This is a genomic window from Mesorhizobium sp. M0854, from assembly GCF_040319815.1.
Classification (GTDB): Bacteria; Pseudomonadota; Alphaproteobacteria; order Rhizobiales; family Rhizobiaceae; genus Mesorhizobium.
Map to the genome: position 1 here is coordinate 133316 of NZ_JAMYOL010000005.1, position 26719 is coordinate 160034.

The window sequence follows — 26719 nt, forward strand, 5'->3', positions numbered from 1 at the left end:
GTTTTGAACATGGCCTTTTAACGGGAAAATTCAGACGGCGTCCATGCCGGTTTCCCCGGTGCGGATGCGCACCACTTCCTCGATGTTGGAGACGAAGATCTTGCCGTCGCCGATACGGCCAGTCTGGGCCGCCTTGCGGATGGCTTCGATCGCTGCTTCGACCGCATCGTCGCCGAGCACGACTTCGATTTTCACCTTCGGCAGGAAGTCGACGACATATTCGGCGCCGCGATAAAGCTCGGTATGGCCCTTCTGGCGGCCAAACCCTTTGGCCTCGGTAACGGTGATACCTTGCAGGCCGGCCTCCTGAAGCGCTTCCTTCACTTCGTCTAGCTTGAATGGCTTGATGATCGCTTCGATCTTTTTCATGTAAAAAGTGGCCTCCACTGCCAAAAAAGACGGGTTGTGAGCCCCGCTTGCGCCTCAATCAAGCACGAACTGTGCCAATTGATGGGGTGCCGGGTGGGCTCACATGATTTGGATACCATGCTACGCGGGAATGTACATTCGCGTCATTCTCCGCGTCGGATGCGCCATGAGCGCCACGAGCCTAAACAACGCCGGTCCCGTCGTCCGCACAAAAAATGGGCAGATCGGATATTTCATGGGCAGCTGCGGACCTGCGACTCGTCGCTCCGGGCATTGCCGGTGTGTTTCATAACCTTCGTAGTTTGCGTCGGATCAAAAACTGGACAATGCTTCGGCAGATGATGTGCATGTCGCCCGCATGAGCCACGAACTTCTTTCTCCGTCCGAAATGGCCGAGGCCGACCGGCTGGCGATTGCCGCTGGTCCATTCGACGGCATCGGCCTGATGCGCAATGCCGGCGCTGCGGTTGCTGCCGTGGTGCTCAAGCGCTACCCGAAAGCAACGCGCGTCCATGTGCTTTGCGGCCCCGGCAACAATGGCGGCGACGGCTATGTCGTGGCGCGCATCCTTCGGGAGAGCGCCGTCGATGTCTCTATGTGGGCGTCCGGATCGCCCAAACGCGGCCGTGATGCGGCACTCGCTGCCTCGGAATGCCCGGTTGAAGCTCGGCCGCTGTCGGATTTCGTTGCCGAGATGGGCTCGGTCGTGGTTGACGCGGTCTATGGGGCGGGGCTGTCCAAGCCGCTGTCCGGCGACGCCGCCAAGGTGATCGACATTGCGGCGGAATTGAATTTGCCGGTTGTCGCGGTCGACCTGCCGTCGGGCGTTTCAGGCGAGAGCGGCAATGTGTTAGGAAAGGCCTTCCGGGCCCGGACCACGGTGACCTTCGCGCGAAAAAAGCCAGGCCATCTTTTGTTGCCGGGGCGCGAGCTGTGCGGCGAAATCGTGCTCGCTGATATCGGCATAAGCGACAGTGTTGTTGCGCAGCTTGAACCACGAACATTCGAGAACATTCCGGCGCTCTGGCTTGGCCGCTTTCCGGTTCCGGCCGTCGACGCCCATAAGTATAAACGCGGCCATGTCGGCGTCTTTTCCGGCGGGCCGTCGGCGACGGGTGCTGCGCGGCTGTCGGCGCTTGCCGCGGCCAGGAGCGGGGCAGGGGCCGTCACCTTGCTGTCGCCGGCGAACGCCATCCATGTGAACGCGGCGCATCTGACCTCGATCATGCTGCGCAAGCTAGACACTGTCGCGGATGTGGACGAATTCGTCGGCAGCCGCCGGCCATCGGCCTTCGTGCTCGGCCCGGGATTTGGCATTGGTGAGAAGACGCGCGAATTCGCCCTGGCCGTGCTGAATGGCGCCCATGGGCAGGGCGGCGGGATTGAGGCCTTGGTGCTCGACGCCGACGGCGTCACCTCGTTTCGCGACGCGCCGGATGCCCTGTTCGAAGCCGCCAGCCGGCCGAGCGCGCCGGCTCTGGTGATGACGCCGCATGACGGCGAATTCGCCAGGCTTTTTTCAGATATCGCCGAGGACAAGGACCTGTCCAAACTCGCCAAGGCACGCGCCGCAGCCGAACGGGCCAACGCCACTCTCGTCTACAAGGGTGCCGACACTGTGATTGCGGCCCCCGATGGCCGGGCAGCGATCAACGGCAATGGCGCGCCTTGGTTGGCCACCGCCGGTTCGGGCGACGTGCTGTCGGGTATCATCGCCGCGCTGCTGGCGCAGGGCATGCCGGCCTTTGAAGCGGCCTGTGCGGCAGTCTGGATCCATGCCGAGGCCGGCAGCCGTTTCGGACCGGGGCTGATCGCCGAGGACCTGCCGCTGGCGCTGGTGCCGGTCCTGCGCGAGCTTATCGAAAGTCGCGGGATAGCTGCCGAATGAACCGCATGTTCGCGCTGCTCGTTGCGATCGTCAGCGCCGTATTCATGGCGCAGGCTGCGAACGCCGAAACTCCGCTGACGATCGTCGACGACCCGGCCGTTCTCGCCGCTCTCGACAGCAACGGTTACGGGTTCGCCGGCATTTTCGGCGTCGATGGCAACGGCGATTTGAAAACGCTTTATGATAAGGCGCCCGCTTACCACGCGATCGTCGAAACGATTGCAAGCGACGTCGCGGCATTGCGGGCCGAGATGAAGGCCGGCGGCCGGCCGCTTTACGAGGTGACCGACGGCAATGTTGGCCGCGTCATGGACATGCGCTGGCTGAGGACCGAGGCCGCACGCTTCCGCCTTGTCGGCGTGGTCAACCGGCTCGACCGGCGCGACTTCGCCGCCTTGCAAGGCGACACGAGTTGCGGCGAAGTGCGCTTCATCTATCGCCTCGCCTACGGCTTCAAGAAGAACGGCAAGGTTCTGGCCTCGCGCCTGCCGTTCAATTTCAGTGCCGTCTACGATGCCGCGCCGGATGCCGACGGCGGTTGTGTCGGCGTCGCCGGACGCTGGGCACCACAACTCGACGAGAGCGTCGATGCCGGCTGGCTGACCGGTGGGCCGCTGGAAAGGACGGCGCTCACCTTCAAGCAGCTCGAGCTCAATGCGCAAGTGGTGCGCTTCCCCTCCGGCCAGGAGACCGAATTCGGCGGGCAGGCTGCCTATCTCATGCGAATTTTCGGCATCGACGGAGCGGCTGTCAGCGAAAAGCCGCTGGAAAACACGCCCGACACGGCACGTCTCGCCGAAGACGCTGCGCTGAAAGCAAGACTTGCCAACTATGTCCGCCCCAATGTCGCGGCGGTCGATCTCGGCGTCTACCAAATCCCCGATGAATTCTTGGCAAGGAAGGTCATTTCGTGGTCGACCTTCGGCAGTGCAAGGCAGGCGAACCACCCGTTCACGCCACTGTTCCAGCCCGCGGATTTCGCTGGTGTCGATTTCTCCGCGCTGAAGCTGGTGCGCACGCCGGAGGCATTGGTCGAGCGGCTGGACAACGGCGCCTGCCAGGGCTGCCATCAGGCGGGCTCGACCGCCGGCTTCCATTTCATCGGCCTGGACGATAAGACGACCTCGCCGCTCAACCGCATCGAGGTCGGCATCTCGCCGCATCTCCACGCCGACATCCCGCGCCGCGTCGCCTGGCTGCACGCGACTGCCGACGGCAAGGAACCGAACCGCTTTCGCCCGTTATCGTTCGCGCCGCCGGCGACCTGGAACGATGCCGGCGAAATCGCCTATTCGCCGGCCGAGATGGCGATGCCTTGCCTGATGCCACAGGATGCGGCCCGCTTCGGCGCGACATGGCAATGCGGTGCCGGCACCGTCTGCACGCCGTTGACCACCGCGTCCGGCGTGCGCACCAAGCTAGCGCAATGCCTGCTGCCCAAGGATAGCGAAGAGATGTTCTCCGGTCATCCGTGCCTGACCGGCTCGATCGCCAGCAACCCGGCACGGCCTTTCAATGACCGCTATACCATCACCGGTCAGTTCGCCGCGTTCGCGCCGGGCATTTCGCGCGTCGCCTACACCTGCCGACCGCCGAAGATCGGTGTGCCGGCGGGTATCGCCTATCGCGGCTGCGATGACCGGGATCGCAGCTTTGCCGCCTTCAAGACGGGCAAGCCGATGCCCAACGAGATTTGCGGGCTGGTCGGCGGCAAGAAATTCGACACCTGCGTGGCGACCAATAATTTCGACCAGTGCCTGGGCGGCGCCGTCAATCGCGGCAATCGTCCTGCCTGCTCGGCCGACCATTTCTGCCGCGAGGATTACATGTGCCAGTCGCTGCCGCCCGATACACCCGGTATCGGCAAAGTGAAGGGCATCGGCTTCTGCTCGCCGACTTATTTTATCTTCCAGATGCGCATCGACAATCACGCCACGCCATGGTCGGGCGCTGTCCGCGCGACGAGGGGGGGCGGGTTCGGAGCGGCGGAAGCGGAATAGCCTGCGCCGACTGGGCATTAGCCGCTATAGTTTCAGGTGGATAGCTATCGATCGAGATAGTCGGCGATCTTCGATGTCCATTCGCCGTCGAAATGGCGGACATGTTCGGCGACGATCTCATCGCTCAGCAGGCTCGACAAGGCGGAAACCAGAACTGGTTCTATCTCTGGAGCCGAGCTAAATCCAAGAGCAGTCAAACGTTCGGACCAGGGCGGATGATCCGCGCTTTCGTTATCTGGCGCGTCCCAGGCCTTTTGCGCATATTCTTGCAGGATGGGAAGCCTCGACAGGTGACTGGCGGCTGCCAGAACTCTTTCAAGTGGTGGACGAGGCGGTACCATGGTGCCAAGCAGTTCACGTTTAAGCGGAATATACACTTGGTCATCGAAGAACGCACTGGCGGCACCGACCAGCAGCAGGGCGCGGGCCGCTTCATGTGCATCGCCGGACATCGCTGCATGACGATCCGCGTCAATTTCCGCCCGCCGCGACAACCGTATTTCTTCGCGCTCCAGCGTGCGCGACAGCGGGCCAAGCATCCAGTAGAACAGGCTGGCCGAAACTGTTTTTCCCGGTGGGGCGAAGTCGAAGATTAGATCGAAGCTCTTTTCGAGTTCGGCCAGGTTGAGCCCGCCATTTGTATCTTTATTTTTCAGATGGGCGTCCTCATGGGCCAAGATCGCCGCAAACCCCTTTTGGTCGGTCACTGCGAGCAGCGGCAGGCCCACGGTGAGAATTGCCCTGCGACCAAGCGGGCCCAGAAACGGCCGCTCTTCACCGATACTGGCGTTGAGATCGGGGCTCAGCACGATGGTAGTCCGGCTGGCGCGGTGTTTGCCGGCAATACTCTCCCAGATGGCCCATAATTTCGGGGCTGATTCCCGAGTGATCCCGTCCACCTTGCTGGGTCGAAAACCGGCGAACAATGTCCCGATCAACAGAACCATGCCCAGCATCGCAGCTGGGATCGCAACAACGCCAGCCGCGATGACGGCGAGCGGATGCCGGTCGAGAAACCAGAACCATAAGACTGTTGGGCAGAACAGCGGCAGAGCGAAAAGCAGGACGGCAAACCTGCCGAAGCGCGCTCCCATGTAGAAGACCAGGCGCGACATCAACCCCTCACAGCGGAATGTTGTCGTGCTTCTTCCAGGGGTTTTGCATATCCTTGTTGCGCAGCATCCTGAGCGCGCGGGCGATGCGGCGGCGTGTTGAATGCGGCATGATCACCTCGTCGACATAGCCACGCTCGGCGGCAACGAAGGGCGACAGGAAGCGATCTTCGTAAGCCTTTGTGTGTGCTGCAATTTTCTCCGCGTCGCCGATGTCCTTGCGATAGATGATCTCGACCGCGCCCCTGGCCCCCATCACCGCAATCTGCGCCGTTGGCCAGGCATAGTTCATGTCACCGCGCAAATGCTTTGACGCCATGACGTCATAGGCGCCGCCATAGGCCTTTCTGGTGATGACGGTTATTTTCGGCACGGTCGCTTCGGCATAGGCGAACAGAAGCTTGGCCCCGGGCTTTATCACCCCCCCATTTTCCTGCGCGGTGCGGGGCAGTAAGCCCGGCACGTCGACGAAGGTGACGATCGGGATCGAGAAGCAGTCGCAGAAGCGCACGAAACGAGCCGCCTTGCGGCTGGCATCCGAATCGAGCACGCCGGCCAGCACCATTGGCTGGTTGGCGACGAAGCCGACGCTGCGGCCCTCGATACGGCCGAAGCCGGTGACGATGTTTTTCGCAAAATTCTGCTGGATCTCGAAGAAGTCACCCTCGTCGGCAACTTTAAGGATCAACTCTTTGATGTCGTAGGGTTTGTTGGCGTTGTCGGGGATCAGCCTGTCGAGCGACAGATCGTGATCGGTGACCGATTGGTAGCATTCGATCTCGGGAATTTCCGCCGTGTTGGATGCGGGCAGCAGATCGACCAGCCGGCGCATCTGCAGCAGCCCCTCGACGTCATTGTCGTAGGCTCCGTCGGCGATTGAGGACTTCGTCGTGTGGACGGAAGCGCCGCCGAGGCTTTCGGCGGTGACCGTCTCGTTGGTGACGGTCTTCACTACATCCGGCCCGGTGACGAACATGTAGGAGGTGTCGCGGACCATGAAGATGAAGTCGGTCATCGCCGGCGAATAGACGTCGCCGCCGGCGCAAGGGCCCATGATCAGTGAAATCTGCGGAATGACGCCGGAGGCAAGTACATTGCGTTGGAATATCTCGGCGTAGCCGCCGAGGGCTGCCACGCCTTCCTGGATGCGGGCGCCGCCGGCATCATAGAGGCCGATGATCGGCGCGCGATTGCGCAGTGCCATCTCCTGCACCTTCACCACCTTTTCGGCATGCGCCTCGGACAGCGAGCCGCCGAACACGGTGAAATCCTTGGCGAAAAGATAGACCGGGCGACCGTTGACGGTGCCCCAGCCGGTAACGACGCCGTCGCCGGCGATCTTGGTTTTCTCCATGCCGAAGTCGGTCGAGCGGTGCTCGACATACATGTCGAACTCCTCGAACGTGCCCTCGTCTAGAAAGACGTCTATGCGTTCGCGGGCGGTCAGTTTGCCCTTCTTGTGCTGGGCGTCGATGCGGGCCTGGCCGCCGCCCATGCGGGCGATCTCGCGGCGGCGCTCGAGTTCCTTCAGCACGTCCTTCATGACCGGTCCCCGAAACGGAAAGCTGCATTGTGGTAATCATGCCCGCGAGAGAGCGCAAGCGCCGCTTCCTCATGGCTTTTGCTGCGCTGCAACATCGGGCCCCTTGCATTTCGATGCGAACTGGGCCATATGCGGCGGCATAGGCGCTTGGGCCGGGACACTCCGGCCTTCTCGATGAATGAGACTGGTTGCGTCTGTTTTCCCTCTTCCCGACATATCGGCAAGGTGGCGAAAAAGCCCCGTGGCATGAAGCCTGCGGGCACGACAGCGCAGCCGTGCGGACGATGACGTCCGCCCGCCTTGTCGTTTCATGACAATTTTCGACGGCAGGTTGCGCCCTGCCGCCATCGATGTTTGCGGCCAGGAGCCGCATGAAAGAAGAATATTTTGACCAATGAAAACACTTTGATCGGTAAGGACACTGCGGAACCGAACGGTTTCGCCGCACTTGGAATCACCGGCGCACTGCTCAAGGCCACCAATGCCGCCGGCTTTACCGATCCGAAGCCGATCCAGGCCCAGGCGATCCCGCCGCAGCTCGAAGGCCGCGACATTTTCGGCATCGCCCAGACCGGCTCGGGCAAGACGGCGGCGTTCGCGCTGCCGATCCTGTCGAAGATCATCGCACTTGGTACCAAGCGCCGGCCGAAGACGGCCCGAGCGCTGATCCTGGCGCCGACACGTGAACTCGCGGTGCAGATCGAGGAGATGATCAAGCTGCTCGCCAAGGGCGCGCATGTATCGACCGCGCTCGTGCTGGGCGGCGTCTCGCGCTTCAGCCAGGTGAAGAAGGTCGCGCCCGGCGTCGACATCCTGATCGCAACGCCCGGTCGGCTGACCGACCTTGTGCGTGAAGGCGACCTCGTGCTTGCCGACACCAAATGGCTGGTGCTCGACGAAGGCGACCGCATGCTCGACATGGGCTTCATCAACGACGTGAAGCGCATCGCCAAGGCGACGGCGCCGGACCGTCAGACGGTGCTGTTCTCGGCGACTATGCCGGCCGAGATCGCCGAACTGGCGAAAGGCCTGCTGAAGAACCCGATCCGCGTCGAAGTCGCTCCTCACAGCACCGCGGCAGCCGAGATCGTGCAGGGCGTCGTCTTTGCCCGCACCAAGCAGAAGCGCCAGGTGCTGGCCAACATGCTTGCCGGTGAGGCGATGAAGTCCGTCATCATCTTCTCGCGCACCAAGCATGGCGCCGACAGGGTGACCAAGGATCTCGAGCGCGACGGCTTCAAGGCCGCTGTCATCCACGGCAACAAGTCGCAGAATGCCCGTCAGAAGGCACTCAACGATTTCCGTGAGGGTTCGGTGCGCATTCTCGTGGCGACCGACATTGCGGCACGCGGCATCGACGTGCCCGGCATCAGCCATGTGGTGAATTTCGACCTGCCGGACGAGGCGGAGAGCTACGTCCATCGCATCGGCCGCACCGGCCGCAACGGCATGGACGGCATCGCCATCACACTCTGCGACCCGTCTGAAAACAGCAAGCTGCGTCAGGTCGAGCGCATCATCCGCACCAAGCTGCCGATCGTTGCCGACCATCTCGGCAGCCCCGATCCGCAGCGCAATCCCGCCGAGAAGAACGAGCGCAGCTTCGAACCGGCCAACGATCGCAACGACCACAATGGCCGTCGCGACGGCAGGCGGCCCGGCGGCGCAAACAACGGCTTCGGCAAGAAGCGGTTCGGCGACAAGCCGGCCTTTGCGGGCGAGCGCAAGCCGGAAGGCGCCAAGCCCTTCAAGGGCAATAATAAGCGCCGCTTCGGCGGCAAGCGGCCAGCAGCGCGGGCCGCATAATCTGACCGTGTTGCGGTCGGCCAAGCCTGGCTTGGTCACACACGATTGAAGAGAGCGACCGGAGCGATGCTTCGGTCGCTCTCTTGCTTTGGGGGCCTTTGGTTCACTTTACCACCGCCTCGATCCACACGACGATCCGCTGCGCGAGGAAAGCCGTGGTCGATGGCGACAGCGTCGCCGGCAATGACGTGGTTGTCCGGGTCGCCGGTATCGTCGACCGGCACCAATTCATGTGGGGCGCCCCAGCGACCCGCAAACACGATCGCTCGCCCATTACCGATCCTACTCGACTGGCGGCTTACGGTCGAAATTCAGCGGCCGCGCATTCCAGCGGGTGACCGTGCTGATCACCCATCGGCAGAACGGCCTCGGCAGCATCCTGAGCAGTTTCAGCGTCCAACTCAGGCGGCGTGGGAAAGTGACTTCGAAGCCGCCGTATTCGATGCCTTGCGCGATGCGGCGCGAGGCCAGATTGACCGGCATCAAGCCCGGCATTGGCAGGAAGTTCTTTTCGGTCAGCCGCGTGTCGACAAAGCCTGGATTAATCACCTGGATGCGGACGTTCATCTTGTCGAAATCGTATTTCAGCGACTCGGCCAGGATATTGACCGCCGCCTTGGTGCCACCATAGGCGGCGGTGGTGGGCCAGCCGAAATAGGCGGTGACCGAACCGATCAGCACGACGTGGCCGCGCGAGCGCACGCGCATGCGTTCGATGACCGGCAGCAGGCCGTTGATGATGCCGAAATAATTGACTTCGAAAGACCGACGAAAATTGCGCGCGACAAGATCCTCGCCCGGCGTTGCGATATAGCTTCCCGCGTTGAACACTGCCAACACGATCGGACCGAGATCTTTCTCGATCGCCGCAACCGTCTTTGCCATGCGTTTTTCGTCGGTCACGTCGCAGGGAAAGGCTGCGACACGGCCCGCCATCTGCGCCGTTTCGACGATGAGCGTATCGATCGGATGGTCATCTGGCGCAGTCACCGCGACGACATAGCCCCGAGCGGCAAGATCCTTGGCCAGCGAACGGCCGATACCGCTGCTGCCGCCCGTAATCCAGGCGACGCCATGCTTCGGATTGGCCCGATAGAGTGTCATGTTGCGCCCCGCCGGCTCTTCTTAGCCTGTGCTCTACCGGTGAAGAAATCGAATGAAAAGAGTGCTTTTCGGTACATGGTTGAAATGAATACCGATCGGGCGCTCCTGGCTGCAGCAATTGCAGTGTGCGAAATGCGACTGGACCAGGCAAATTCTTGCCTTGAAACCGAAGCTTCGGGTTTCTAGGGTTTCGCCGCACCCACAAAGGAATCTCCATGCCCCGTTCTGTGATCGACGTGATCGGCAACACGCCCCTGATCCGCCTCAACAAGGCCTCGGAAGCAACCGGCTGCGAGATCCTGGGCAAGGCCGAATTCATGAATCCCGGGCAGTCGGTAAAGGACCGCGCCGGCCTGTTTATCATCCGCGACGCGGAGCAGCGCAGGCTGCTGCGGCCCGGCGGAGTCATCGTCGAGGGGACGGCCGGAAATACCGGCATCGGATTGACACTGGTTGCCAAGGCGCTCGGCTACCGCACGGTGATCGTCATTCCCGACACCCAGAGCCAGGAGAAGAAGGATACCATCAAACTGCTCGGCGCCGAGTTGATCGAAGTGCCCGCCGTGCCTTACAAGAACCCGAACAACTACGTGAAGCTGTCGGGCCGGCTGGCCGAGCAGATGGCCAAGAGCGAGCCGAACGGCGCGATCTGGGCCAACCAGTTCGACAATGTCGCCAACCGTGACGGCCATATCCGCACCACGGCCGAAGAAATCTGGAACCAGACCGACGGCAAGGTGGATGGTTTCGTGTCGGCGGTCGGTTCCGGCGGCACTCTGGCAGGCGTCGGTTTCGGGCTGAAGGCCAAAAACAACCAGGTCAAGATCGCGCTGGCCGATCCGCTGGGGGCAGCGCTCTATTCCTTCTACACCAGCGGCGAGCTGAAATCCGAGGGCAGTTCGATCACCGAAGGCATCGGGCAGGGGCGGATCACCGCCAACCTCCAAGGCTTTACACCCGATTTTGCCTTCCAGATCCCCGACGAGGACGCGCTGCCGATCGTATTCGACCTGATCCAGGAGGAGGGGCTTTGCGTTGGCGGTTCGACGGGCATCAACATTGCCGGCGCCATTCGCCTGGCGCGCGAGCTAGGCCCCGGCCACACCATCGTGACCATGCTTTGCGACTACGGCACGCGCTACCAGTCGAAGCTGTTCAATCCTGAATTCCTGCGCGAAAAGAAGCTGCCGGTGCCAGGGTGGATGGAGCAACAGAGCACTATTTCAGTACCGTTCGAAAGGGTTGCGTGATGGCGCACAAGACCGAAGCGCTGTTTCGTGACGACGCCTATCTGGGGACGGCCGACGCCACCGTCGTCGCAGTCAATGATCGCGGCGGCATCATTCTGGACCGGACGGTGTTTTACGCCACATCGGGCGGGCAGCCGGGCGACACCGGCAGCCTCGAACGCGCCGACGGCGCCGGCATAGCGATTGCCGCTACGATCACCGGCGAAACCAAGGACGAGATCATCCATGTACCGGCGCCGGAGCAGGCAGTTCCAAAGGTGGGCGAGCGCATGAGGCTTGCCATCGACTGGCCGCGGCGGCAGTTGCTGATGCGCATGCATTCTGCCTGCCACCTGCTTACCGTCGTCTGTCCGTTCCCGATCACCGGCGCCGCGGTTTCCGAGGACGACAGCCGTATCGATTTCGACATCCAGGATGCCGGCTTTACCAAGGAAGGCGTGACGGCCAGACTGATGGAACTGGTGCGAGCCGACCACCCGATCTTCACCCGGCTCATTTCCGACGAGGAACTGGCATCCAATCCGGGCCTGGTGAAATCCAAGAATGTGCGGCCTCCGGCCGGCACGGGAAGGATCCGATTGGTCTGCATCGGCGAGAACGCTTCGATCGACAGCCAGCCTTGCGGCGGCACCCATGTAAAGAGCACCAGCGAAATCGGCGAGATCCATATCGGCAAGATCGAGAAGAAGGGCCGCGAGAACCGGCGCTTCCGCATTCGCTTTGGTCCTATGCCGCCAGCCTGATATAGGACTGCGACGGGCGGGACAGGAGAGAAAAGATGGCCGACGACAGTCCTTTCACCATCGATGCCGATTGGTTACAGAAGCGGCTCGGCGAACCCGGCCTGACGATTGTCGACGCGTCCTGGTATCTGCCGGCGCAAAAGCGTGACGCGCGCGCCGAGTACGACGCAGCGCATATTCCAGGCGCCCGCTTCCTCGACCAGGATGCGGTTTCGGACCCCGACGCGGCTCTGCCGCACACGCTGCCGTCGCCGCAGCATTTCGCGCAATATGTCGGCGCGATGGGTATTTCGGCCGATGACACGATTGTTGTCTATGACGGGCCAGGGTTCTTTTCTGCACCGCGCGCCTGGTGGTTGTTTCGCGTCATGGGCGTGTTCCAGGTCTATATACTCGACGGCGGGTTCGATCGTTGGAAAGCCGCCGGACGGCCGGTGACGGCGGAGCCGACGAAGATCGCGCCTTGCGTGTTTTATGCCAACTTCGATGCCGCCCGCGTCGCCAGCCTTGCCGACATGCGCCGGATCGTCGAGACGGGGGAGAGCCAGATCGCCGACGCGCGCTCGCCTGGCCGTTTTGCCGGCACCGAGCCGGAGCCGCGCCCCGGCATACGCTCCGGCCATATGCCGGGCGCGCACAACGTGCCATTTTCGGCGCTTTCGGAAAACGGCGAATTGTTGCCGAAGGACAGGCTGCGCAAAGTGATCGAAGGAGCCGGCATCGACCTGTCGAAGCCGGTCGTCACCTCCTGCGGGTCGGGCGTCACCGCGGCAGCTGTCACGCTGGCTTTGGAGACGCTTGGCCATGCCGACAACAGGCTTTATGACGGTTCATGGACCGAATGGGGCGGGCTTTCCGACACGCCCGTCGTGACGGGCAAGGACTGACGGGGATGGAAGACGGATCGCTGGAAGACATCGACGTCACCGTGACGTTTCTCGAAATGCATGTGCCACCTGCCTATTCGCCGCCGCTGCCGTACAACCGCCAGATCGCGCTGCTCAAGACCAAAGACATTCCGCTGCATTTCTACCGCTATTTGATGGATCGGGTGGGCCGCAAATGGCACTGGGTCAATGTGCTGAGGCTGAGAGACGAGGAGCTTGCGGCGGGCATCCACCGCGAGGACCGCGACATCAGGGTGCTTTATCTGGATGGTGCGCCGGCCGGCTTCTTCGACCTCAAGCCGCATTTGCCGGAGGAAGTGGAACTCGCTTATTTCGGAATGATGGAGCACGCGACCGGGCAAGGCATCGGCCGCTGGTTCCTCGGTGCGGCAATCGCCGCGGCATGGTCGCACGGGCCAAAGCGGGTGACGGTGCAGACCTGCACCCTCGATCACCCAGCAGCACTGCCGCTCTATCAAAAACTCGGCTTTACGCCAGTGGCGCAAAAAAAGGAGGTCGTACATCCGATGTCTTTTGCCGAGCGCGCGGCCAGCGTCATGCGGCCCTGATTTTCAGGCCCGTTCATCCGCGCTTCAGCTTGTCTTTGCAATGTCCCAGAGTCTCTGGATCAACACTCAAAGGCGAGCCCGACTTGAATGAGCTTGGCTCTTTCCATATCGCTATCGTCTAAAAACCGATGGGTGATGGAGGATCGCACGATGGCAATACGCGTGGTAATGGCCGGCGCGACCGGCTGGGTCGGCAAAGCGCTGGTTCCGGCGATCGGGGCGCAAGGCGACATGGCGCTGGCCGGGGCTGTATCCCGCAGCGGCGCGGGGCAGGATTCCGGTCTGCTGGTTGGTATGCCGGCTAATGGTATTGCCGTTTCGGCCTCGCTGGCCGAGGCGCTGGAGGCGCCGTCGGACGTGCTGGTCGACTTCACCAAGCCGCATGTCGTGAAAGACCATGTGCTGCTCGCCATCGACAACGGACGGCACACGGTGATCGGCACGTCGGGACTGGGAGCTGCCGATTATGCCGAGATCGACGCCGCGGCGCGCGCTAATGGCGTCGGCGTCGTTGCCGCCGGCAACTTTTCCATCACCGCCACGCTGATGAAGCGGTTTGCACTTATGGCGGCAAAATACGTGCCGGATGTCGAGGTCATCGATTATGCTAGTGCAAAGAAGCCCGACGCGCCCTCCGGAACCGCACGAGAGCTTGCTGAAGCGCTGGCCGACATCCGCAAGGCCTCAACGGCAAAGCCGGTCTCCGAGGTCTCCGGCGTGCCGGCCACACGCGGTGGTGCGGTCGGCGCAGGCGAGGGGGTGCAAGTGCACGCGCTTCGCCTGCCGTCCTACATCCTGTCCTGCGAGGCGCTGTTCGGTCTGCCAGACGAGCGGCTGACCATACGCCACGACGCCGGCTCGTCCGCGGCGCCTTACGTGGCGGGCACGCTGCTCGCCATCAGACGGGTACAGCAGATCAAAGGTCTGGTTCGTGGTCTCGACGCGCTGATGGATTGATCCATTTTGGCAGGAATCGGGTGGGAAACGCTGTCTTGCGAGCATAATTTCCGGTCGACGACACCGGAGATTTTGCCATGACGCTAAAATTCAAAGCCTTGCCAACCAATGCTGTCCGGGCACTTCAGCGCGGCGGGCCGGATGCTTATGGCTTGAAGCCAGAGCGGCAAATTTCGGATGGCGACGGCGTGCCTTGCCGTCATTGCTTGAAAAATATTGCTTTGGGAGAAGCCTATCTTGTTTTGGCCTATCGACCTTTTCCGGAGCTGCAGCCTTATGCGGAAACGGGGCCGATCTTTCTGCATGCGAAAGAATGCGAACGCGCCGCCGAGGGGAAAATGCTTCCCGAAATGCTCGAAAGCAGCGATTACATTGTGCGCGGTTATGGCAAGGACGACCGCATCGTTTACGGCAGCGGCGGCGTCATTCCGACCGACGCCATTGCCGCACGGGCAGAGACGTTGTTCGAACGCGACGACATCGCTTACGTCCACATCCGCTCGGCGCGCAACAATTGCTATCAGTGCCGGATCGACCGCGCGTAACCGGACAGGCTGCACCGGCTTGGCTGTCGTACTCCCGTCGCATACCAGCGGTAGAAAGAGACTGTCGATCGATTTGCCGACCGCGGATGAACCGGCGGGAATTTTCGACAACCGAGGAAGCGGGGCTTTGGCTCCGCTTTTTTGTTGTCCGGTTATTCTGCGCGCCCGACACTTTTCAGTTTTTCGACATAAGAAAAACCCGTCGGACGAATCCGACGGGCACTGGAGAGGCAGATTCGGAAGCTCAGGCGGCGAGAACGGCCTTCGGCTCGACCAGCTCGTAACCGAGCGCTTCGGCCACCGCGCGATTCGTGATCTTGCCCTTGTGGACGTTCAGCCCGTTGCGCAGATGGTGGTCGTCTACCAGCGCCTTGAGGCCCTTGTCGGCGAGCTGCAGGCCATAATGCAGCGTCGCATTATTGAGCGCGTGGGCCGAGGTGACCGGCACCGCACCCGGCATGTTGGCGACGCAATAGTGGATGACGCCGTCGACCTCATAGGTCGGCTCGGCATGGGTGGTGGCGTGCGAGGTCTCGAAGCAGCCGCCCTGGTCGATGGCGACGTCGACCAGCACGGCGCCTTTCTTCATGCCCGACAGCATCTCGCGCGTCACCAGCTTGGGCGCTGCTGCCCCCGGGATCAGCACGGCGCCGACGACGATGTCAGCCGAAAAACATTCTTCTTCCAGCGCCTCGACGGTCGAGTAGCGGGTGTGGACGCGGCCGCCAAAGATGTCGTCGAGCTGACGCAGGCGCGGGATCGAGCGGTCAATGATGGTGACGTCGGCGCCAAGGCCGGCGGCCATGCGTGCAGCATGCAGGCCGACGACGCCGCCGCCGAGCACGGTTACCTTGCCGGGGAGCACGCCGGGCACGCCGCCAAGCAGCACCCCGCGGCCGCCATTGGCCTTTTGCAGCGCCGTTGCACCCGCCTGGATCGACAGGCGGCCGGCAACTTCCGACATCGGCGCCAAGAGCGGCAGACCGCCGCGCTCGTCGGTGACGGTCTCGTAGGCTATCGCGGTCACGCCGGAGGCCAGCAGGCCCTTGGTCTGCTCCGGATCCGGGGCAAGATGCAGATAGGTATAGAGGATCTGGCCGTCGCGGAGCTGAACCCATTCGTTGGGCTGCGGCTCCTTGACCTTCACGATCATGTCGGACTTGGCAAAAACGTCGGCTGCCGTCTTGGCGATCGTGGCGCCGGCGGCACGATACGCGTTGTCGTCGGCGCCGATGCCGGCGCCGGCGCCGGTCTCGATCAGCACTTCATGGCCATGCGCGACATATTCGCGGACCGAACCCGGCGTCAGGCCGACGCGATATTCGTGATTCTTGATTTCCCGGGGGCAGCCGATGCGCATCGTTCTTCTCCTGATCCGGCCCTTTGGGGCTCGTTCCCTGTCTAGAGATAGTGAACCACGAATCGTTCGGTAAGTGTTTGCGAATGCGCTTGCCTGAGAAGCCACTGTTCGATAATCGTTGCGCGAAACATTAGAATTGTCGCAGGAACCCGCAAAAATGCCGCTCGACAGGATTGATATCGCCATTCTCGAGACGTTGCAGAAGGATGGGCGGATACCCAACGCAGCGCTCGCCGAGAAGGTCGGCCTGTCCCAGTCGGCCTGCTCGCGGCGGCTGGACAATCTGGAGAAATCCGGAACCATCCGCGGCTATCACGCCCGGCTGTCCAACGCTGCACTTGGGCACCAGATGACGGCGATCGTGCATATATCGCTGTCCGGGCAATTCGAGAAGACGTTGTCGGATTTCGAGGCAGCGATAAAGCGCTGCCCGAACGTCTTGTCCTGCCATTTGATGTCGGGCGAATATGACTACATCCTGCGCATAGCGGCAAAGGATCTCGTCGACTACGAACGTATCCACAAGGAGTGGCTGTCGGCAATGCCGCATGTGACGAAGATCAATTCGTCCTTTGCCTTGCGCGAAATCGTCGATCGCACAGCCGTGGGAATGAAGCCTGAACTCGCCTAGGCCCCGAACTCGCCTAGGCCTTGGATGCCTCAGTCACCACACGGTCCATCGGAATATCGTGCGGCTGCGGGTAGATGGTGGTGATGCGCTGCAACTCGTAGCCGACGCCGATGACCAGCGGCTTGAACGGCATCGCGGCAAGCGTGCGATCGAAGAAGCCGCCGCCATAACCCAAGCGGAACTGCCCGGGATCGATGCCGACGATCGGCGAAATGACGACGTCGGGCAACACCGGATCACCGTCAGCCGGTATCGGGATATTCCAGACGCCCTTCTCCAGCCGGTCTCCGTGGGCATAGGCGCGAAAGACAAGCGGCCGGTCTTTCTCGACGACGACGGGCAACGCCGTGCGCCCGCCTCGCGCGTTAATGGTTTCCATCCAAGGGCGCAGGTCCGGCTCGCCGCGAAACGGCCAGTAGAGGCTGACCAAACGGCCGGCGATGTCGCCGATCACCGCGTCGAGCCCTTCGGCAATACGCTGCGACATAGCTGCGCGCGTGTCGGCTGAAACGGCAAGGCGGGATGCGATCAACCGCTCGCGCTCGGCCTTGCGCCAGCGCCTTACGTCGGTCCAGTCGGATAGCGGCGCTTGGAACTCCGGATCGAGCTCGTGCATAAAACAAGGCGGCGAGGTGTACTGCGCTGAGCCTTCGTCTTCATCGCTAGCCATGCTTCACCTGCAATATACAGTTCCAACCAAGTAGTATCCTGGACGCAGGCTATATCCGGGAACGAGTCCGCAGCATGCGTATTCACGACATCAAGCGACGACTCCCAGGTAGTTGCAGCGCAGGCATTGCTGCACTGCACAACGATACTTACATCAGCCTTGGCGAGAGGGATGAGTGAGATGAACACAGCCAACCATCACGTCGTCGTCGTAGGTGCCGGTTTCGGCGGCCTCGAGTTCACCCGCGCACTAGCCGGCTCGCCGGTGCGCATCACGATGATCGACAGGCGCAATCATCACCTTTTTCAGCCGCTGCTCTACCAGGTGGCGACGACGGCGCTGGCCACCTCCGAAGTCGCCTGGCCGATCCGCCATCTTCTGCGCAGGCGCAAGGACGTGACGACGCAGCTCGCCACCGTTACCGGCATCGACCGCACCGGCAAGCGCGTGCTGCTGCAGGACGGCGGCACGGTCGCTTACGACACGCTGGTGCTGGCCACCGGCGCGCGGCACGCCTATTTCGGCCATGACGAATGGGAACCGTTCGCCCCTGGCCTGAAGACGCTGGAGGACGCCACCACCATTCGACGGCGTATTCTTTTGGCTTTCGAGCAGGCCGAGCGGGAAACCGATCCCGCCCAGCGCCAGGCATTGCTGACCCTGGCGATCGTCGGCGGCGGGCCGACCGGCGTGGAACTGGCCGGCACCATTGCCGAGCTGGCGCACGACACGCTGCGCGGCGAGTTCCGCAACATCGACACGCGGCAGACGCGTGTGGTACTGATTGAGGCCGGTGACCGCATCCTCTCCAATTTCGCTCCCGAACTCTCCGATTATGCAACGAAGGCGCTCGAACGGCTCGGCGTGACCGTCGAACTTGGCCGGGCGGTTACGCGCTGCGATGCCGAGGGTGTCGTCTTCGGCGACACACATTTGCCGGCCAGGACAATCCTGTGGGCGGCGGGCGTCGCCGCTTCGCCGGCCGCCGAATGGCTCGGCGCGGCAGCGGACCGCGCGGGCAGGGTGCTTGTCGAGCCCGACTTGAGTGTGCCGGGAAACCCGGAGATTTTCGTCATCGGTGACGCAGCGCACGTCCTGCGGCCGGATGGCCGGCTGGTGCCGGGCGTCGCGCCCGCCGCCAAGCAGCAGGGACGGCATGTCGCCGCGACGATCAAGGCAAGGCTTACCGGTGAAACGACACCGCGTCCTTTCAGCTACAGGCATGACGGCGACCTGGCGACGATCGGCAAGCGCGCCGCGGCCATCGATTTCGGCTGGATCAAGCTTACCGGCCGGCTTGCCTGGTGGCTATGGGGCTTGGCGCATATCTACTTCCTGATCGGCTTTCGTAACCGGCTTGCGGTTTCCCTGAGTTGGCTATGGATCTACTTCACCGGTCAGCGCAGCGCGCGGCTGATCACGCAGGGCGACGACGACAAGGGCTGATTGTTCGCTGCCGGACATTCATCGGCGCGTCACCTCCTCTTGATGGAATCGGCTTCTGGACTCGACTGGATTTCGGCGCGAAGCTTTGCTTCGGGCAGGACTTGTCACGTCGTGGAAGAAAGAGAAAACGAATGTCCCAATTGCGCCACCTCGTCTCACGCCGCGATTTCCTCGCCAGCGTCGCCGCCAGCGGAGCGCTGATCATGCTGCACCCGTTCTCCGCCCGGGCTCAAGCCAATCAGGCGCATCTGAGGATTATGGAGACGACCGACATCCACGTGAATGTGCTGCCTTACGACTACTACGCCGACAAAGCTAACGACACGATGGGGCTGTCGCGAACGGCATCGTTGATTGAAGCCGTGCGCAAGGAAGCAACCAACGCGATGCTGATCGATAATGGCGACCTTCTGCAAGGCAACCCGATGGGCGACTACATCGCCTACGAGAGGGGGATGAAGGATGGCGATCTGCATCCGGTCATGAAGGGCATGAACCTGCTCGGCTACGAATGCTCGACCCTCGGCAACCACGAGTTCAACTACGGCCTGTCGTTCATGGACAAGGTGCTGGCCGGTGCCAATTTCCCGTTTGTCTGCGCGAATTTGATCCGCGGCACGGAGCTCGCCGCGAACCCGCGCGACGACAGGCTTTATCTCAAGCCTTACGTCATCCTCGACAGGAAGATCAAAGACGGGTCGGGCACCGAGCAACCGATCAGGATCGGCATCATCGGCTTCGTGCCGCCGCAGATCATGGTCTGGGACCTGAAAAATCTCGAGGGCAGCGTCAAGACGCGCGACATCGTCGAGGCGGCCAAGGCGTGGGTGCCGCAAATGAAGGAAGAAGGCGCCGACATCGTCATTGCGCTCTCCCATTCCGGCATCGACGTGAAGCAAAGCGACATGATGGAGAACGCCTCCTTCTTCGTTGCCGGTGTCGAAGGTATCGATGCGGTGTTCACCGGCCACCAGCATCTGGTCTTCCCCGGCAAGAAGGACTTTCAGTCGCTGGAAGCCGTCGATACGGCGAAAGGCACGTTGCAAGGCAAGCCCGCCGTCATGGCCGGCTTCTGGGGCTCGCACATGGGGCTGATCGATCTGTTGCTGGAGCACGACGGATCGACGTGGAAAATCGTCTCGGCGACCTCTGAGGCCAGGCCGATCTTTGAGCCGGTCGACAAAACGAACAAGCCGACCGTCGCGGACGACCAGCGCATCATCGACGCGCTCAAACAGGACCACGAGGCGACGCTTGCCTATGTGCGCCGGCCGGTCGGCAAAACCTCGGCGCCGCTCTATTCCTATTTTGCGCTGGTCGCCGATGATCCATCGGTGCAGATCGTCAGCCAGGCGCAGAACTGGTACTTGAAGGACATCCTGAAGAACACAGAGTGGAAGGATATGCCGCTGTTGTCGGCGGCGGCACCGTTCAAGGCGGGCGGGCGCAACGGCGCCGACTATTACACCGACGTGGCGGTGGGCGATATCGCCATCAAGAACGTCGCCGACCTCTACCTCTATCCAAACACGGTGCGCGCCGTTGAAATCACCGGGGCAGAGGTGAAAGAATGGCTGGAAATGTCGGCCGGCATCTTCAACCGGATCGAACCGGGCAAAGCCGACCAGGCGCTCATCAACACTGACTTCCCATCCTATAATTTCGACGTGATCGACGGCGTCACATACAAGATCGATCTGTCGCAGTCACCGAAATATGATTCGAAGGGCGGGCTGGTGAATGCTGGCTCGACCCGCATCATTGACTTGATGTTCGACGGCAAACCGATTGATCCCAAGCGGAAATTCGTCGTCGCCACCAATAACTACCGAGCCGGCGGCGGGGGCAATTTCCCGGAGATCAATGCCTCGAAGATCATCTACGAAGCGCCCGACACCAACCGCGATGTGATCGTGCGCTATATCGTCAGCAAAGGCACCATCAACCCGTCGGCGGACGCCAACTGGTCGTTTGCGCCACTGCCGGGAACCAGCGTCGTATTCGAGACCGGCGCCAAGGCGAAGGAGTTTATTGCGCAAGTGAAGTCGCTGAAGATCGAGCCGGCGGGCGAGGGCGAAGCGGGCTTTGCAAAATACCGCATCACTCTTTGAGGCGAGGATTTGAAGGTCGGCTCGAAACTGTCTCAGCATTAAGATACTGCCCCCATACGGCCAGTCCGTTTGAGACAGGAGGCCTCTTCAAGCAGGTGGTGCGAAACGCCGCTTGACGGCAGCATGACCAGATCCAGCGCGTCCGTCGAAATCCCGCCGGAATAATCGTGTCGCAGTCGGTCGATCGAGGCGGGGAGCGGTCGTCGAAGCCGAGCGGGTTATCTTTCCAAGGCGCCCTGTGGCGGTAGCGCCATTCTGGCCAGCAAGCATCGCAGCAGACAGACCACAAAGGCCATTAAGATTCGGGGAGGGTCCCCAGCAGCGTTGGAATCGCTATGGTTGCAACCGTCCATATGCGCTAGTTTTAGTCATGCGTTATGTCATCGTCATCACAACCGTCACATTTTTCCTGATCTGGGACGGCATTTACAACCAAGGCCGCTACCTCGACAGGACGGTCAGGGAGGTGACCCGCATCGTGCACTATGTAACCAGCATGGTGTAGTTTCTCTTCGCACCTACGGTTCGCAGACGCGACAAACCTGCCGATTGACGGCACGCTGCCGCTGACACAAAAGAACGCCGGTCCAACGGTCGAGGAGGCTGGGTTGATCCGGCATATCGTTTTCTTCAGCGCACGGCATAAAGCGGATGTCGAGGCAGTGCGCACGGGCCTCCTGGCGCTTGGCAAGATACCTCATTCGCGTCATTTCGAGGTAACGCTCAACACCAAGGTCGACCCGCTCTCGGATGAGATCGATGTGGTCGTCTACGCCGAGTTCGAGGACGAAGCGGCGCTCGCCGCCTACAAGGCGCATCCGCTCTATGCAGAGACGACCAGCCGGGTCAAACCGCTACGCGAATTGCGTTATTCGGCCGACATCGTTGCAAGTTGACCGCCTCCCAAGGCAGATTTGACGTCGCGGAGGGGCTCCGCGCCGTAGCCCGCTTCACTCCGTCTGAGCCGCGGAGGTTTCGGTCGGATCGACGCCCGGCCGCTTTGGCGCGTTCCAGATCAGCACGGCGATAACTGCTATCGCAATAACGGCCAGGGCGATGAAAAGGTCTCTTCCCATGGCATTGAGCTAGGATGATTTTTGCGGGCGGCAAGTCGGCTCCTCGCGGCCGAGGCCTGCGATCGCCGCTGAGGCACCGGCTAAGCCCTTGAACCATTTTCAGGAATGAGGCACATCGCGCGGGACATGACCGAGAACACCCCCGCAAGGCCTCATCCGCTCGATCACCTGGTGCTGCCGACAGCGAGCCTCGATGTTGCGCGGGCGCGCTTGACCCTGCTCGGCTTTACCGTTGCGCCGACAGGTATCCACCCTTTCGGAACGCAAAACTGCTGTATCTTTCTCATCGACGGCACCTATCTCGAGCCGCTCGCGGTCGCTGACCGGCAGGCCGTGGCAACGGCGATCGCGAACCGCAATGTCTTTGTCGTGCGTGATCGCACGTATCGCGAAGAAAACGGCGATGAAGGATTTTCTGCCGTGGCGCTGGGCACCGAAAGCGCCGCCGCGGACCACGCGCGCTACATGGAAGCCGGTCTGTCGGCGGGAGACGCGCTAAGCTTTTCGCGCGCCTTCACCGATGCGGCGGGAAAGAGCGACACCGCATCGTTCAAACTGGCCTTCGCGGCTACAGGCAAGACAGCGGACGCTTTTCTCTTCGCTTGCGAGCGGATCAATGCGCCGAACGTCGACCGCACTGCGTTGCAGGCCCACGCTAATGGCGCAACCGGCATTGTCGAAGTCGTGGCAGTCACTGGCGAACCTTTCGAACAAGGCCGTTTGATTTCGATCGCAGCCGGAATCGAGGCGCAGGGCGGCGGCACTGTCTATGAGCTGCCGAATGCCGTCGTGACCGTTCTGGATCCTGCAGCCTATTCGGCACGCTTCGGCATTCCTGCCGGCGCACCATCTGAACTCCGCTTTGCCGGGATCGTCTTTTCGATTAGGCACGGCGATGCCGTCGCCAAGCTGCTTGCAGCCAATTCTGTCGAACACCACATGCGCGGCGGTGATACCATCGTGCCGCCGGCGCCAGGGCAGGGCGCAGCCTTCATTTTCCGGGAGATCGCATGAACAAGCTCAATCCACTGATGCCGAACTCTTCCGTTGCGGTCGGCAAAGTCATTTTCGGCAACAGCGCGCCCCTATCGCTGATCGCTGGTCCATGCCAGCTGGAATCGCGGCAGCACGCTTTCGACATGGCCGGTGCGCTAAAGGAATTGACCGACAGGCTCGGCATTGGGCTCGTCTACAAGACCAGCTACGACAAGGCCAATCGCACCTCGCTTGGCGGCACGCGCGGCGCGGGACTTGAAGCGGCAATGCCGATCTTCGACGACTTGCGCAAGAACTTTGCGCTGCCGATCCTGACCGACGTCCACACTGAGGAACAATGCGCGATCGTCGCGCTTCATGCCGATATCCTGCAGATTCCTGCCTTCCTCAGCCGCCAGACCGATTTGCTGATTGCTGCGGCAAAAACCGGCAAGGTGGTCAATGTGAAGAAGGGGCAATTCCTCGCGCCGTGGGACATGAAGAACGTCGTCGCCAAAATCATCGGCTCCGGCAACGCCAATGTCTTGGTCACCGAGCGCGGCGCATCCTTTGGTTACAACACCCTGGTGTCCGACATGCGGGCGCTGCCGATCATGGCCGAGATCGGCGCGCCGGTGATTTTCGATGCCACCCATTCCGTGCAGCAGCCGGGTGGGCAGGGCGGTTCGTCTGGAGGCGACCGGCGCTTTGTCGAGACGCTGGCGCGCGCGGCCGTCGCGGTTGGCGTCGCCGGCGTCTTCATCGAGACGCACCAGGACCCCGACAACGCGCCTTCCGACGGTCCCAACATGGTGCCGCTAAAGGATCTTCCCGCATTGCTTGAACGGCTGATGGCGTTCGATCGCATTGCCAAAAGTGTGGGTTGAACCAGCAGTTGTGCCACAGCAGCGCCGCCAGGAAAACTTTGAAGAATTTCGAACCCGCCTGGAACCTTAGCCCGCGGCCCTCATTGTCAAAATCTAATGTCAACGACGACGAGGAGCACACCATGACGACCCAGACGGGACACACCGAAGCCATCGCCGCTTCGCGGGTTATCGGCACATCGGTCTACAATACGGAAGGCACTCATATCGGCGACATCGAGGACGTCATGCTCGACAAACTGTCGAACGGAATCATGTTTGCCGTGATCGGTTTTGGTGGATTTCTCGGCATCGGCGAGAAATACCACGCCATTCCGTGGGCGAGCCTTGACTATGACGAGAACAAGGGCGGCTATGTCGTGCCGTTCACCAAAGACCAGCTGATGGCCGCTCCTTCCTATTCGATCAACGAGCTGACCGGTGCCGACGGCGAGGCCGCGCGTGACGCCTCATACAACTACTACAAGGTCGAGCCTTACTGGCACTGACCTTACTGGCACTGACTAAGTCTCCTGGAATCAAAAAGGCCCCCAGGAAATCGGGGGCCTTTCGATGTGGCGGGATGCTACTGAGCAATCTGCAGGGCCGGCAAAGGCGACGATCCCTGCGGGGGTTGCTGATTGTCGCACGACGTCAGGAACGCAGCCGCGATCAGGAACAAACTCACAATACCGCTCAACTGGGACATGGCGAAACTCCTCCTGTTTCGCCCCGCGCGACAACAGCCATAAACCAGAAACCGGCATGCCGCGTATGACAAATGATGACAGCGCTTCGTGCTTCGTGAATCCGTAGCGCACGGGCAATATTTGCAAGTGCCCCGATTGCGTTTTGCGGCGCTTTGGCTAAGAGGTGCGCGACGCTTCAATCGATCAATCGGGGACATCGCAATGACGGCCATCATCGACATTGTCGGGCGTGAAATCCTGGACAGCCGCGGAAATCCGACCGTCGAGGTCGATGTCGTGCTCGAAGACGGCTCGATGGGTCGCGCCGCGGTGCCGTCCGGCGCCTCGACCGGCGCGCATGAGGCGGTCGAACTGCGCGATGGCGGCCCCCGCTATCTCGGCAAGGGCGTGCTCACGGCGGTCGAGGCGGTGAACGGCGAGCTGTTCGAGGCGATCGGCGGCATGGAGGCAGAGAATCAGATCCATATCGACCAGACCATGATCGAGCTCGATGGTACGCCCAACAAGAGCCGGCTCGGCGCCAATGCCATCCTCGGCGTGTCGCTGGCTGTGGCCAAGGCCGCGGCCGAAGCGGCCGACCTGCCGCTCTATCGTTATGTCGGCGGCACCAAGGCCCATGTGCTGCCGGTGCCTATGATGAACATCATCAATGGCGGCGCGCATGCCGACAACCCGATCGATTTCCAGGAATTCATGATCCTGCCGATCGGCGCGCCGACGCTGCGCGACGGCGTGCGCTGGGGCTCGGAGATCTTTCATACGCTGCGAAAGAAGCTGAAGGACGCCGGCCATAACACCAATGTCGGCGACGAGGGCGGCTTTGCCCCCAACCTGAAGAGCGCGCCGGCCGCGCTCGACTTCATCATGGAATCGATCGAGCAGGCTGGCTTCAAGCCCGGCGAGGAGGTTGCGCTGGGCCTCGACTGCGCGGCGACCGAATTCTTCAAGGATGGCAACTACGTCTATGAAGGCGAGAGGAAAACCCGCGACCCGAAGGTGCAGGCCAGATATCTGGCCAAACTTGCTGCCGACTACCCGATCATCACCATTGAGGACGGCCTGGCGGAGGATGACTGGGACGGTTGGAAAATACTGACCGATCTCATCGGCAAGCAAACGCAGCTGGTTGGCGACGATCTGTTCGTCACCAACACGGCGCGGCTGCGCGACGGCATCCGCATGGGCGTCGCCAATTCGATCCTGGTCAAGGTCAACCAGATCGGCTCGCTTACCGAAACGCTCGACGCCGTCGAGACCGCGCACAAGGCCGGCTATACCGCGGTGATGTCGCACCGCTCGGGCGAGACCGAGGATTCGACCATCGCCGACCTCGCCGTTGCTACCAATTGCGGGCAGATCAAGACGGGCTCGCTGTCGCGCTCGGATCGCATGGCCAAGTACAACCAGCTCATCCGCATTGAGGAGGAGCTCGGCAAGCAGGCGCGATATGCCGGCAAGTCGATCGTGAAAAGCTGATTTCGAGAGAAAATCCGTGGCGGCGAGGGCGGGGACATTCCCGCCCTTCTTTGCTTCCTTGCTCTGAATCCAACAGGCTGTAACCGTCCATTAAGCACAATCGGGCGACAAAGGCGGCGTAGAGGATTCGGACCATGTGGACACGCCAGCACAAGCAAAGAAACACCGGCCGGCTGATCATCCCCTCGCTCTGCGTGGTGTTCCTGACTTATTTCGGCTTCCATGCCTATCATGGCGAGTTCGGCATCTATTCCAAGTATCAGCTCGAAGCTGAGACTGCCGAATTGCAGGGCAGGCTCGATGCCGTCAGGGCGCGCCGGATCGATCTCGAGCGCCGCGTTCAGCTGATGCATGAGGGCACCCTGGAGAAGGACATGCTGGACGAGCAGGCGCGCAAGGCGCTTAATCTGTCCCACGCGGACGAGATCACCATCATGCTGCCGGTCGCAAGATAACCGGATTTCAGTTAATCGGTGATATTTGCAATGATTTTAATTGCTTAGATGCATGACAGCCATGCGTTTTCGGCATGGCGAAAGCCTTCCCTGCATGTTAGCCTGCCTCAAATCGGTGGGAGAACTGATCTCCCTCGCTGTCCGCCAAGAGACGCCAACAGGGAGTGATG

Annotated in this window: 27 protein-coding genes; 19 read left to right on the forward strand and 8 right to left on the reverse strand. The window is 61.7% G+C overall.

What is annotated here, in order from left to right:
- Window positions 1–30: 30 nt before the first annotated feature.
- Window positions 31–369: a P-II family nitrogen regulator gene (locus tag NKH99_RS11240; RefSeq protein WP_019857988.1), complete on the reverse strand. Its 339-nt coding sequence runs from the start codon at window positions 367–369 to the stop codon at window positions 31–33.
- Between the two features lie 358 nt (window positions 370–727).
- Between NKH99_RS11240 and NKH99_RS11245 the strand changes: the two genes are divergently transcribed.
- Together NKH99_RS11245 and NKH99_RS11250 are read left to right on the forward strand one after the other, a co-directional pair.
- Window positions 728–2257 (forward strand): NAD(P)H-hydrate dehydratase, encoded by a 1530-nt coding sequence (locus NKH99_RS11245; protein WP_353014046.1) that lies wholly within the window; start codon window positions 728–730, stop codon window positions 2255–2257.
- Window positions 2254–4257 (forward strand): hypothetical protein, encoded by a 2004-nt coding sequence (locus NKH99_RS11250; RefSeq protein ID WP_353014048.1) that lies wholly within the window; start codon window positions 2254–2256, stop codon window positions 4255–4257. The genes NKH99_RS11245 and NKH99_RS11250 overlap by 4 nt, the downstream gene beginning before the upstream one ends.
- A gap of 44 nt (window positions 4258–4301) precedes the next feature.
- On the opposite strand, the gene NKH99_RS11255 is transcribed toward NKH99_RS11250, so the two are convergent.
- Both NKH99_RS11255 and NKH99_RS11260 read right to left on the reverse strand, forming a co-directional pair.
- Window positions 4302–5372: a M48 family metallopeptidase gene (locus tag NKH99_RS11255; RefSeq protein ID WP_353014050.1), complete on the reverse strand. Its 1071-nt coding sequence runs from the start codon at window positions 5370–5372 to the stop codon at window positions 4302–4304.
- Window positions 5373–5379: 7 nt separating this feature from the next.
- Window positions 5380–6912, reverse strand: coding sequence for an acyl-CoA carboxylase subunit beta (locus NKH99_RS11260; protein WP_353014052.1), 1533 nt, complete (start codon window positions 6910–6912; stop codon window positions 5380–5382).
- A 387-nt stretch (window positions 6913–7299) separates the two neighbouring features.
- Here NKH99_RS11260 and NKH99_RS11265 point away from each other — a divergent pair, with 387 nt between their 5' ends.
- Window positions 7300–8718, forward strand: coding sequence for a DEAD/DEAH box helicase (locus NKH99_RS11265; protein ID WP_353014054.1), 1419 nt, complete (start codon window positions 7300–7302; stop codon window positions 8716–8718).
- A gap of 282 nt (window positions 8719–9000) precedes the next feature.
- Here the strand turns inward: NKH99_RS11265 and NKH99_RS11275 are convergent, their stop codons facing one another.
- Complete coding sequence (locus NKH99_RS11275; protein WP_352502944.1) at window positions 9001–9822, reverse strand: SDR family oxidoreductase; 822 nt, start codon at window positions 9820–9822, stop codon at window positions 9001–9003.
- A gap of 215 nt (window positions 9823–10037) precedes the next feature.
- Here NKH99_RS11275 and NKH99_RS11280 point away from each other — a divergent pair, with 215 nt between their 5' ends.
- The 6 genes from NKH99_RS11280 to NKH99_RS11305 all read left to right on the forward strand — a co-directional run bounded on the left by NKH99_RS11280 (window position 10038) and on the right by NKH99_RS11305 (window position 14773).
- Complete coding sequence (locus tag NKH99_RS11280) at window positions 10038–11072, forward strand: cysteine synthase A (RefSeq protein WP_352457507.1); 1035 nt, start codon at window positions 10038–10040, stop codon at window positions 11070–11072.
- Window positions 11072–11815: an alanyl-tRNA editing protein gene (locus tag NKH99_RS11285; RefSeq protein WP_353014056.1), complete on the forward strand. Its 744-nt coding sequence runs from the start codon at window positions 11072–11074 to the stop codon at window positions 11813–11815. The genes NKH99_RS11280 and NKH99_RS11285 overlap by 1 nt, the downstream gene beginning before the upstream one ends.
- 35 nt (window positions 11816–11850) lie before the next feature.
- Window positions 11851–12702, forward strand: a complete 852-nt coding sequence (gene sseA / locus NKH99_RS11290; protein WP_352613573.1) for a 3-mercaptopyruvate sulfurtransferase — start codon at window positions 11851–11853, stop codon at window positions 12700–12702.
- 5 nt (window positions 12703–12707) lie between these two features.
- Window positions 12708–13271: a GNAT family N-acetyltransferase gene (locus NKH99_RS11295; protein ID WP_353014059.1), complete on the forward strand. Its 564-nt coding sequence runs from the start codon at window positions 12708–12710 to the stop codon at window positions 13269–13271.
- 150 nt (window positions 13272–13421) lie between these two features.
- On the forward strand, window positions 13422–14228 hold the full coding sequence (dapB, locus tag NKH99_RS11300; RefSeq protein ID WP_352448952.1) for a 4-hydroxy-tetrahydrodipicolinate reductase: 807 nt from the start codon (window positions 13422–13424) through the stop codon (window positions 14226–14228).
- A 77-nt stretch (window positions 14229–14305) separates the two neighbouring features.
- Complete coding sequence (locus tag NKH99_RS11305) at window positions 14306–14773, forward strand: DUF1203 domain-containing protein (protein WP_352471826.1); 468 nt, start codon at window positions 14306–14308, stop codon at window positions 14771–14773.
- 244 nt (window positions 14774–15017) lie between these two features.
- Here the strand turns inward: NKH99_RS11305 and ald are convergent, their stop codons facing one another.
- Complete coding sequence (ald, locus tag NKH99_RS11310; RefSeq protein ID WP_352502940.1) at window positions 15018–16133, reverse strand: alanine dehydrogenase; 1116 nt, start codon at window positions 16131–16133, stop codon at window positions 15018–15020.
- A gap of 157 nt (window positions 16134–16290) precedes the next feature.
- Here ald and NKH99_RS11315 point away from each other — a divergent pair, with 157 nt between their 5' ends.
- Window positions 16291–16764: an Lrp/AsnC family transcriptional regulator gene (locus NKH99_RS11315; RefSeq protein WP_023675099.1), complete on the forward strand. Its 474-nt coding sequence runs from the start codon at window positions 16291–16293 to the stop codon at window positions 16762–16764.
- 13 nt (window positions 16765–16777) lie between these two features.
- Here NKH99_RS11315 and NKH99_RS11320 read toward each other — a convergent pair whose 3' ends face one another.
- Window positions 16778–17434, reverse strand: coding sequence for a 5-formyltetrahydrofolate cyclo-ligase (locus NKH99_RS11320; RefSeq protein WP_353014061.1), 657 nt, complete (start codon window positions 17432–17434; stop codon window positions 16778–16780).
- Window positions 17435–17614: 180 nt separating this feature from the next.
- Between NKH99_RS11320 and NKH99_RS11325 the strand changes: the two genes are divergently transcribed.
- The 4 genes from NKH99_RS11325 to NKH99_RS11340 all read left to right on the forward strand — a co-directional run bounded on the left by NKH99_RS11325 (window position 17615) and on the right by NKH99_RS11340 (window position 21887).
- Window positions 17615–18880: an NAD(P)/FAD-dependent oxidoreductase gene (locus tag NKH99_RS11325; protein WP_353014063.1), complete on the forward strand. Its 1266-nt coding sequence runs from the start codon at window positions 17615–17617 to the stop codon at window positions 18878–18880.
- A 131-nt stretch (window positions 18881–19011) separates the two neighbouring features.
- The gene (locus NKH99_RS11330) at window positions 19012–20991 is read left to right on the forward strand and encodes a bifunctional 2',3'-cyclic-nucleotide 2'-phosphodiesterase/3'-nucleotidase (RefSeq protein WP_353014065.1); all 1980 of its coding nucleotides are present in this window, start codon (window positions 19012–19014) and stop codon (window positions 20989–20991) included.
- A 370-nt stretch (window positions 20992–21361) separates the two neighbouring features.
- Window positions 21362–21496 carry a hypothetical protein gene (locus tag NKH99_RS11335; protein ID WP_292655342.1) on the forward strand — a complete coding sequence of 45 codons (135 nt, stop codon included), beginning with the start codon at window positions 21362–21364 and terminating at the stop codon, window positions 21494–21496.
- A gap of 103 nt (window positions 21497–21599) precedes the next feature.
- Window positions 21600–21887 carry a Dabb family protein gene (locus tag NKH99_RS11340; RefSeq protein WP_254817185.1) on the forward strand — a complete coding sequence of 96 codons (288 nt, stop codon included), beginning with the start codon at window positions 21600–21602 and terminating at the stop codon, window positions 21885–21887.
- A 54-nt stretch (window positions 21888–21941) separates the two neighbouring features.
- Here NKH99_RS11340 and NKH99_RS11345 read toward each other — a convergent pair whose 3' ends face one another.
- Window positions 21942–22067 carry a hypothetical protein gene (locus NKH99_RS11345; RefSeq protein ID WP_353014067.1) on the reverse strand — a complete coding sequence of 42 codons (126 nt, stop codon included), beginning with the start codon at window positions 22065–22067 and terminating at the stop codon, window positions 21942–21944.
- Between the two features lie 126 nt (window positions 22068–22193).
- On the opposite strand from NKH99_RS11345, the gene NKH99_RS11350 reads away from it, so the two are divergent.
- The 3 genes from NKH99_RS11350 (at window position 22194) to NKH99_RS11360 (ending at window position 24417) form a co-directional block, all read left to right on the forward strand.
- Window positions 22194–23081: a VOC family protein gene (locus NKH99_RS11350; protein ID WP_353014069.1), complete on the forward strand. Its 888-nt coding sequence runs from the start codon at window positions 22194–22196 to the stop codon at window positions 23079–23081.
- On the forward strand, window positions 23078–23929 hold the full coding sequence (kdsA, locus tag NKH99_RS11355; RefSeq protein WP_352613583.1) for a 3-deoxy-8-phosphooctulonate synthase: 852 nt from the start codon (window positions 23078–23080) through the stop codon (window positions 23927–23929). The genes NKH99_RS11350 and kdsA overlap by 4 nt, the downstream gene beginning before the upstream one ends.
- A gap of 122 nt (window positions 23930–24051) precedes the next feature.
- On the forward strand, window positions 24052–24417 hold the full coding sequence (locus NKH99_RS11360) for a PRC-barrel domain-containing protein (protein WP_023675091.1): 366 nt from the start codon (window positions 24052–24054) through the stop codon (window positions 24415–24417).
- 77 nt (window positions 24418–24494) lie between these two features.
- Here the strand turns inward: NKH99_RS11360 and NKH99_RS11365 are convergent, their stop codons facing one another.
- On the reverse strand, window positions 24495–24617 hold the full coding sequence (locus tag NKH99_RS11365; RefSeq protein ID WP_084642452.1) for a hypothetical protein: 123 nt from the start codon (window positions 24615–24617) through the stop codon (window positions 24495–24497).
- A gap of 202 nt (window positions 24618–24819) precedes the next feature.
- Here NKH99_RS11365 and eno point away from each other — a divergent pair, with 202 nt between their 5' ends.
- Together eno and NKH99_RS11375 are read left to right on the forward strand one after the other, a co-directional pair.
- Window positions 24820–26094 carry a phosphopyruvate hydratase gene (eno, locus tag NKH99_RS11370; protein ID WP_352471834.1) on the forward strand — a complete coding sequence of 425 codons (1275 nt, stop codon included), beginning with the start codon at window positions 24820–24822 and terminating at the stop codon, window positions 26092–26094.
- Between the two features lie 134 nt (window positions 26095–26228).
- Window positions 26229–26549, forward strand: coding sequence for an FtsB family cell division protein (locus NKH99_RS11375; RefSeq protein WP_023675088.1), 321 nt, complete (start codon window positions 26229–26231; stop codon window positions 26547–26549).
- Window positions 26550–26719 lie beyond the last annotated feature (170 nt).

Coding starts and splice junctions, on each gene's coding strand:
- NKH99_RS11240 (WP_019857988.1), bottom strand. CDS start 369: ATGAAAAAGATCGAAGCGATCATCAAGCCATTCAAGCTAGACGAAGTG.
- sseA (WP_352613573.1), top strand. CDS start 11,851: ATGGCCGACGACAGTCCTTTCACCATCGATGCCGATTGGTTACAGAAG.
- dapB (WP_352448952.1), top strand. CDS start 13,422: ATGGCAATACGCGTGGTAATGGCCGGCGCGACCGGCTGGGTCGGCAAA.
- NKH99_RS11320 (WP_353014061.1), bottom strand. CDS start 17,434: ATGGCTAGCGATGAAGACGAAGGCTCAGCGCAGTACACCTCGCCGCCT.
- eno (WP_352471834.1), top strand. CDS start 24,820: ATGACGGCCATCATCGACATTGTCGGGCGTGAAATCCTGGACAGCCGC.
- kdsA (WP_352613583.1), top strand. CDS start 23,078: ATGAACAAGCTCAATCCACTGATGCCGAACTCTTCCGTTGCGGTCGGC.
- NKH99_RS11295 (WP_353014059.1), top strand. CDS start 12,708: ATGGAAGACGGATCGCTGGAAGACATCGACGTCACCGTGACGTTTCTC.
- NKH99_RS11360 (WP_023675091.1), top strand. CDS start 24,052: ATGACGACCCAGACGGGACACACCGAAGCCATCGCCGCTTCGCGGGTT.
- NKH99_RS11350 (WP_353014069.1), top strand. CDS start 22,194: ATGACCGAGAACACCCCCGCAAGGCCTCATCCGCTCGATCACCTGGTG.
- NKH99_RS11275 (WP_352502944.1), bottom strand. CDS start 9,822: ATGACACTCTATCGGGCCAATCCGAAGCATGGCGTCGCCTGGATTACG.
- NKH99_RS11335 (WP_292655342.1), top strand. CDS start 21,362: ATGCGTTATGTCATCGTCATCACAACCGTCACATTTTTCCTGATCTGG.
- NKH99_RS11250 (WP_353014048.1), top strand. CDS start 2,254: ATGAACCGCATGTTCGCGCTGCTCGTTGCGATCGTCAGCGCCGTATTC.
- NKH99_RS11255 (WP_353014050.1), bottom strand. CDS start 5,372: ATGTCGCGCCTGGTCTTCTACATGGGAGCGCGCTTCGGCAGGTTTGCC.
- NKH99_RS11285 (WP_353014056.1), top strand. CDS start 11,072: ATGGCGCACAAGACCGAAGCGCTGTTTCGTGACGACGCCTATCTGGGG.
- NKH99_RS11280 (WP_352457507.1), top strand. CDS start 10,038: ATGCCCCGTTCTGTGATCGACGTGATCGGCAACACGCCCCTGATCCGC.
- NKH99_RS11325 (WP_353014063.1), top strand. CDS start 17,615: ATGAACACAGCCAACCATCACGTCGTCGTCGTAGGTGCCGGTTTCGGC.
- NKH99_RS11345 (WP_353014067.1), bottom strand. CDS start 22,067: ATGGGAAGAGACCTTTTCATCGCCCTGGCCGTTATTGCGATAGCAGTT.
- NKH99_RS11330 (WP_353014065.1), top strand. CDS start 19,012: ATGTCCCAATTGCGCCACCTCGTCTCACGCCGCGATTTCCTCGCCAGC.
- NKH99_RS11305 (WP_352471826.1), top strand. CDS start 14,306: ATGACGCTAAAATTCAAAGCCTTGCCAACCAATGCTGTCCGGGCACTT.
- NKH99_RS11375 (WP_023675088.1), top strand. CDS start 26,229: ATGTGGACACGCCAGCACAAGCAAAGAAACACCGGCCGGCTGATCATC.
- NKH99_RS11365 (WP_084642452.1), bottom strand. CDS start 24,617: ATGTCCCAGTTGAGCGGTATTGTGAGTTTGTTCCTGATCGCGGCTGCG.
- NKH99_RS11315 (WP_023675099.1), top strand. CDS start 16,291: ATGCCGCTCGACAGGATTGATATCGCCATTCTCGAGACGTTGCAGAAG.
- ald (WP_352502940.1), bottom strand. CDS start 16,133: ATGCGCATCGGCTGCCCCCGGGAAATCAAGAATCACGAATATCGCGTC.
- NKH99_RS11260 (WP_353014052.1), bottom strand. CDS start 6,912: ATGAAGGACGTGCTGAAGGAACTCGAGCGCCGCCGCGAGATCGCCCGC.
- NKH99_RS11245 (WP_353014046.1), top strand. CDS start 728: ATGAGCCACGAACTTCTTTCTCCGTCCGAAATGGCCGAGGCCGACCGG.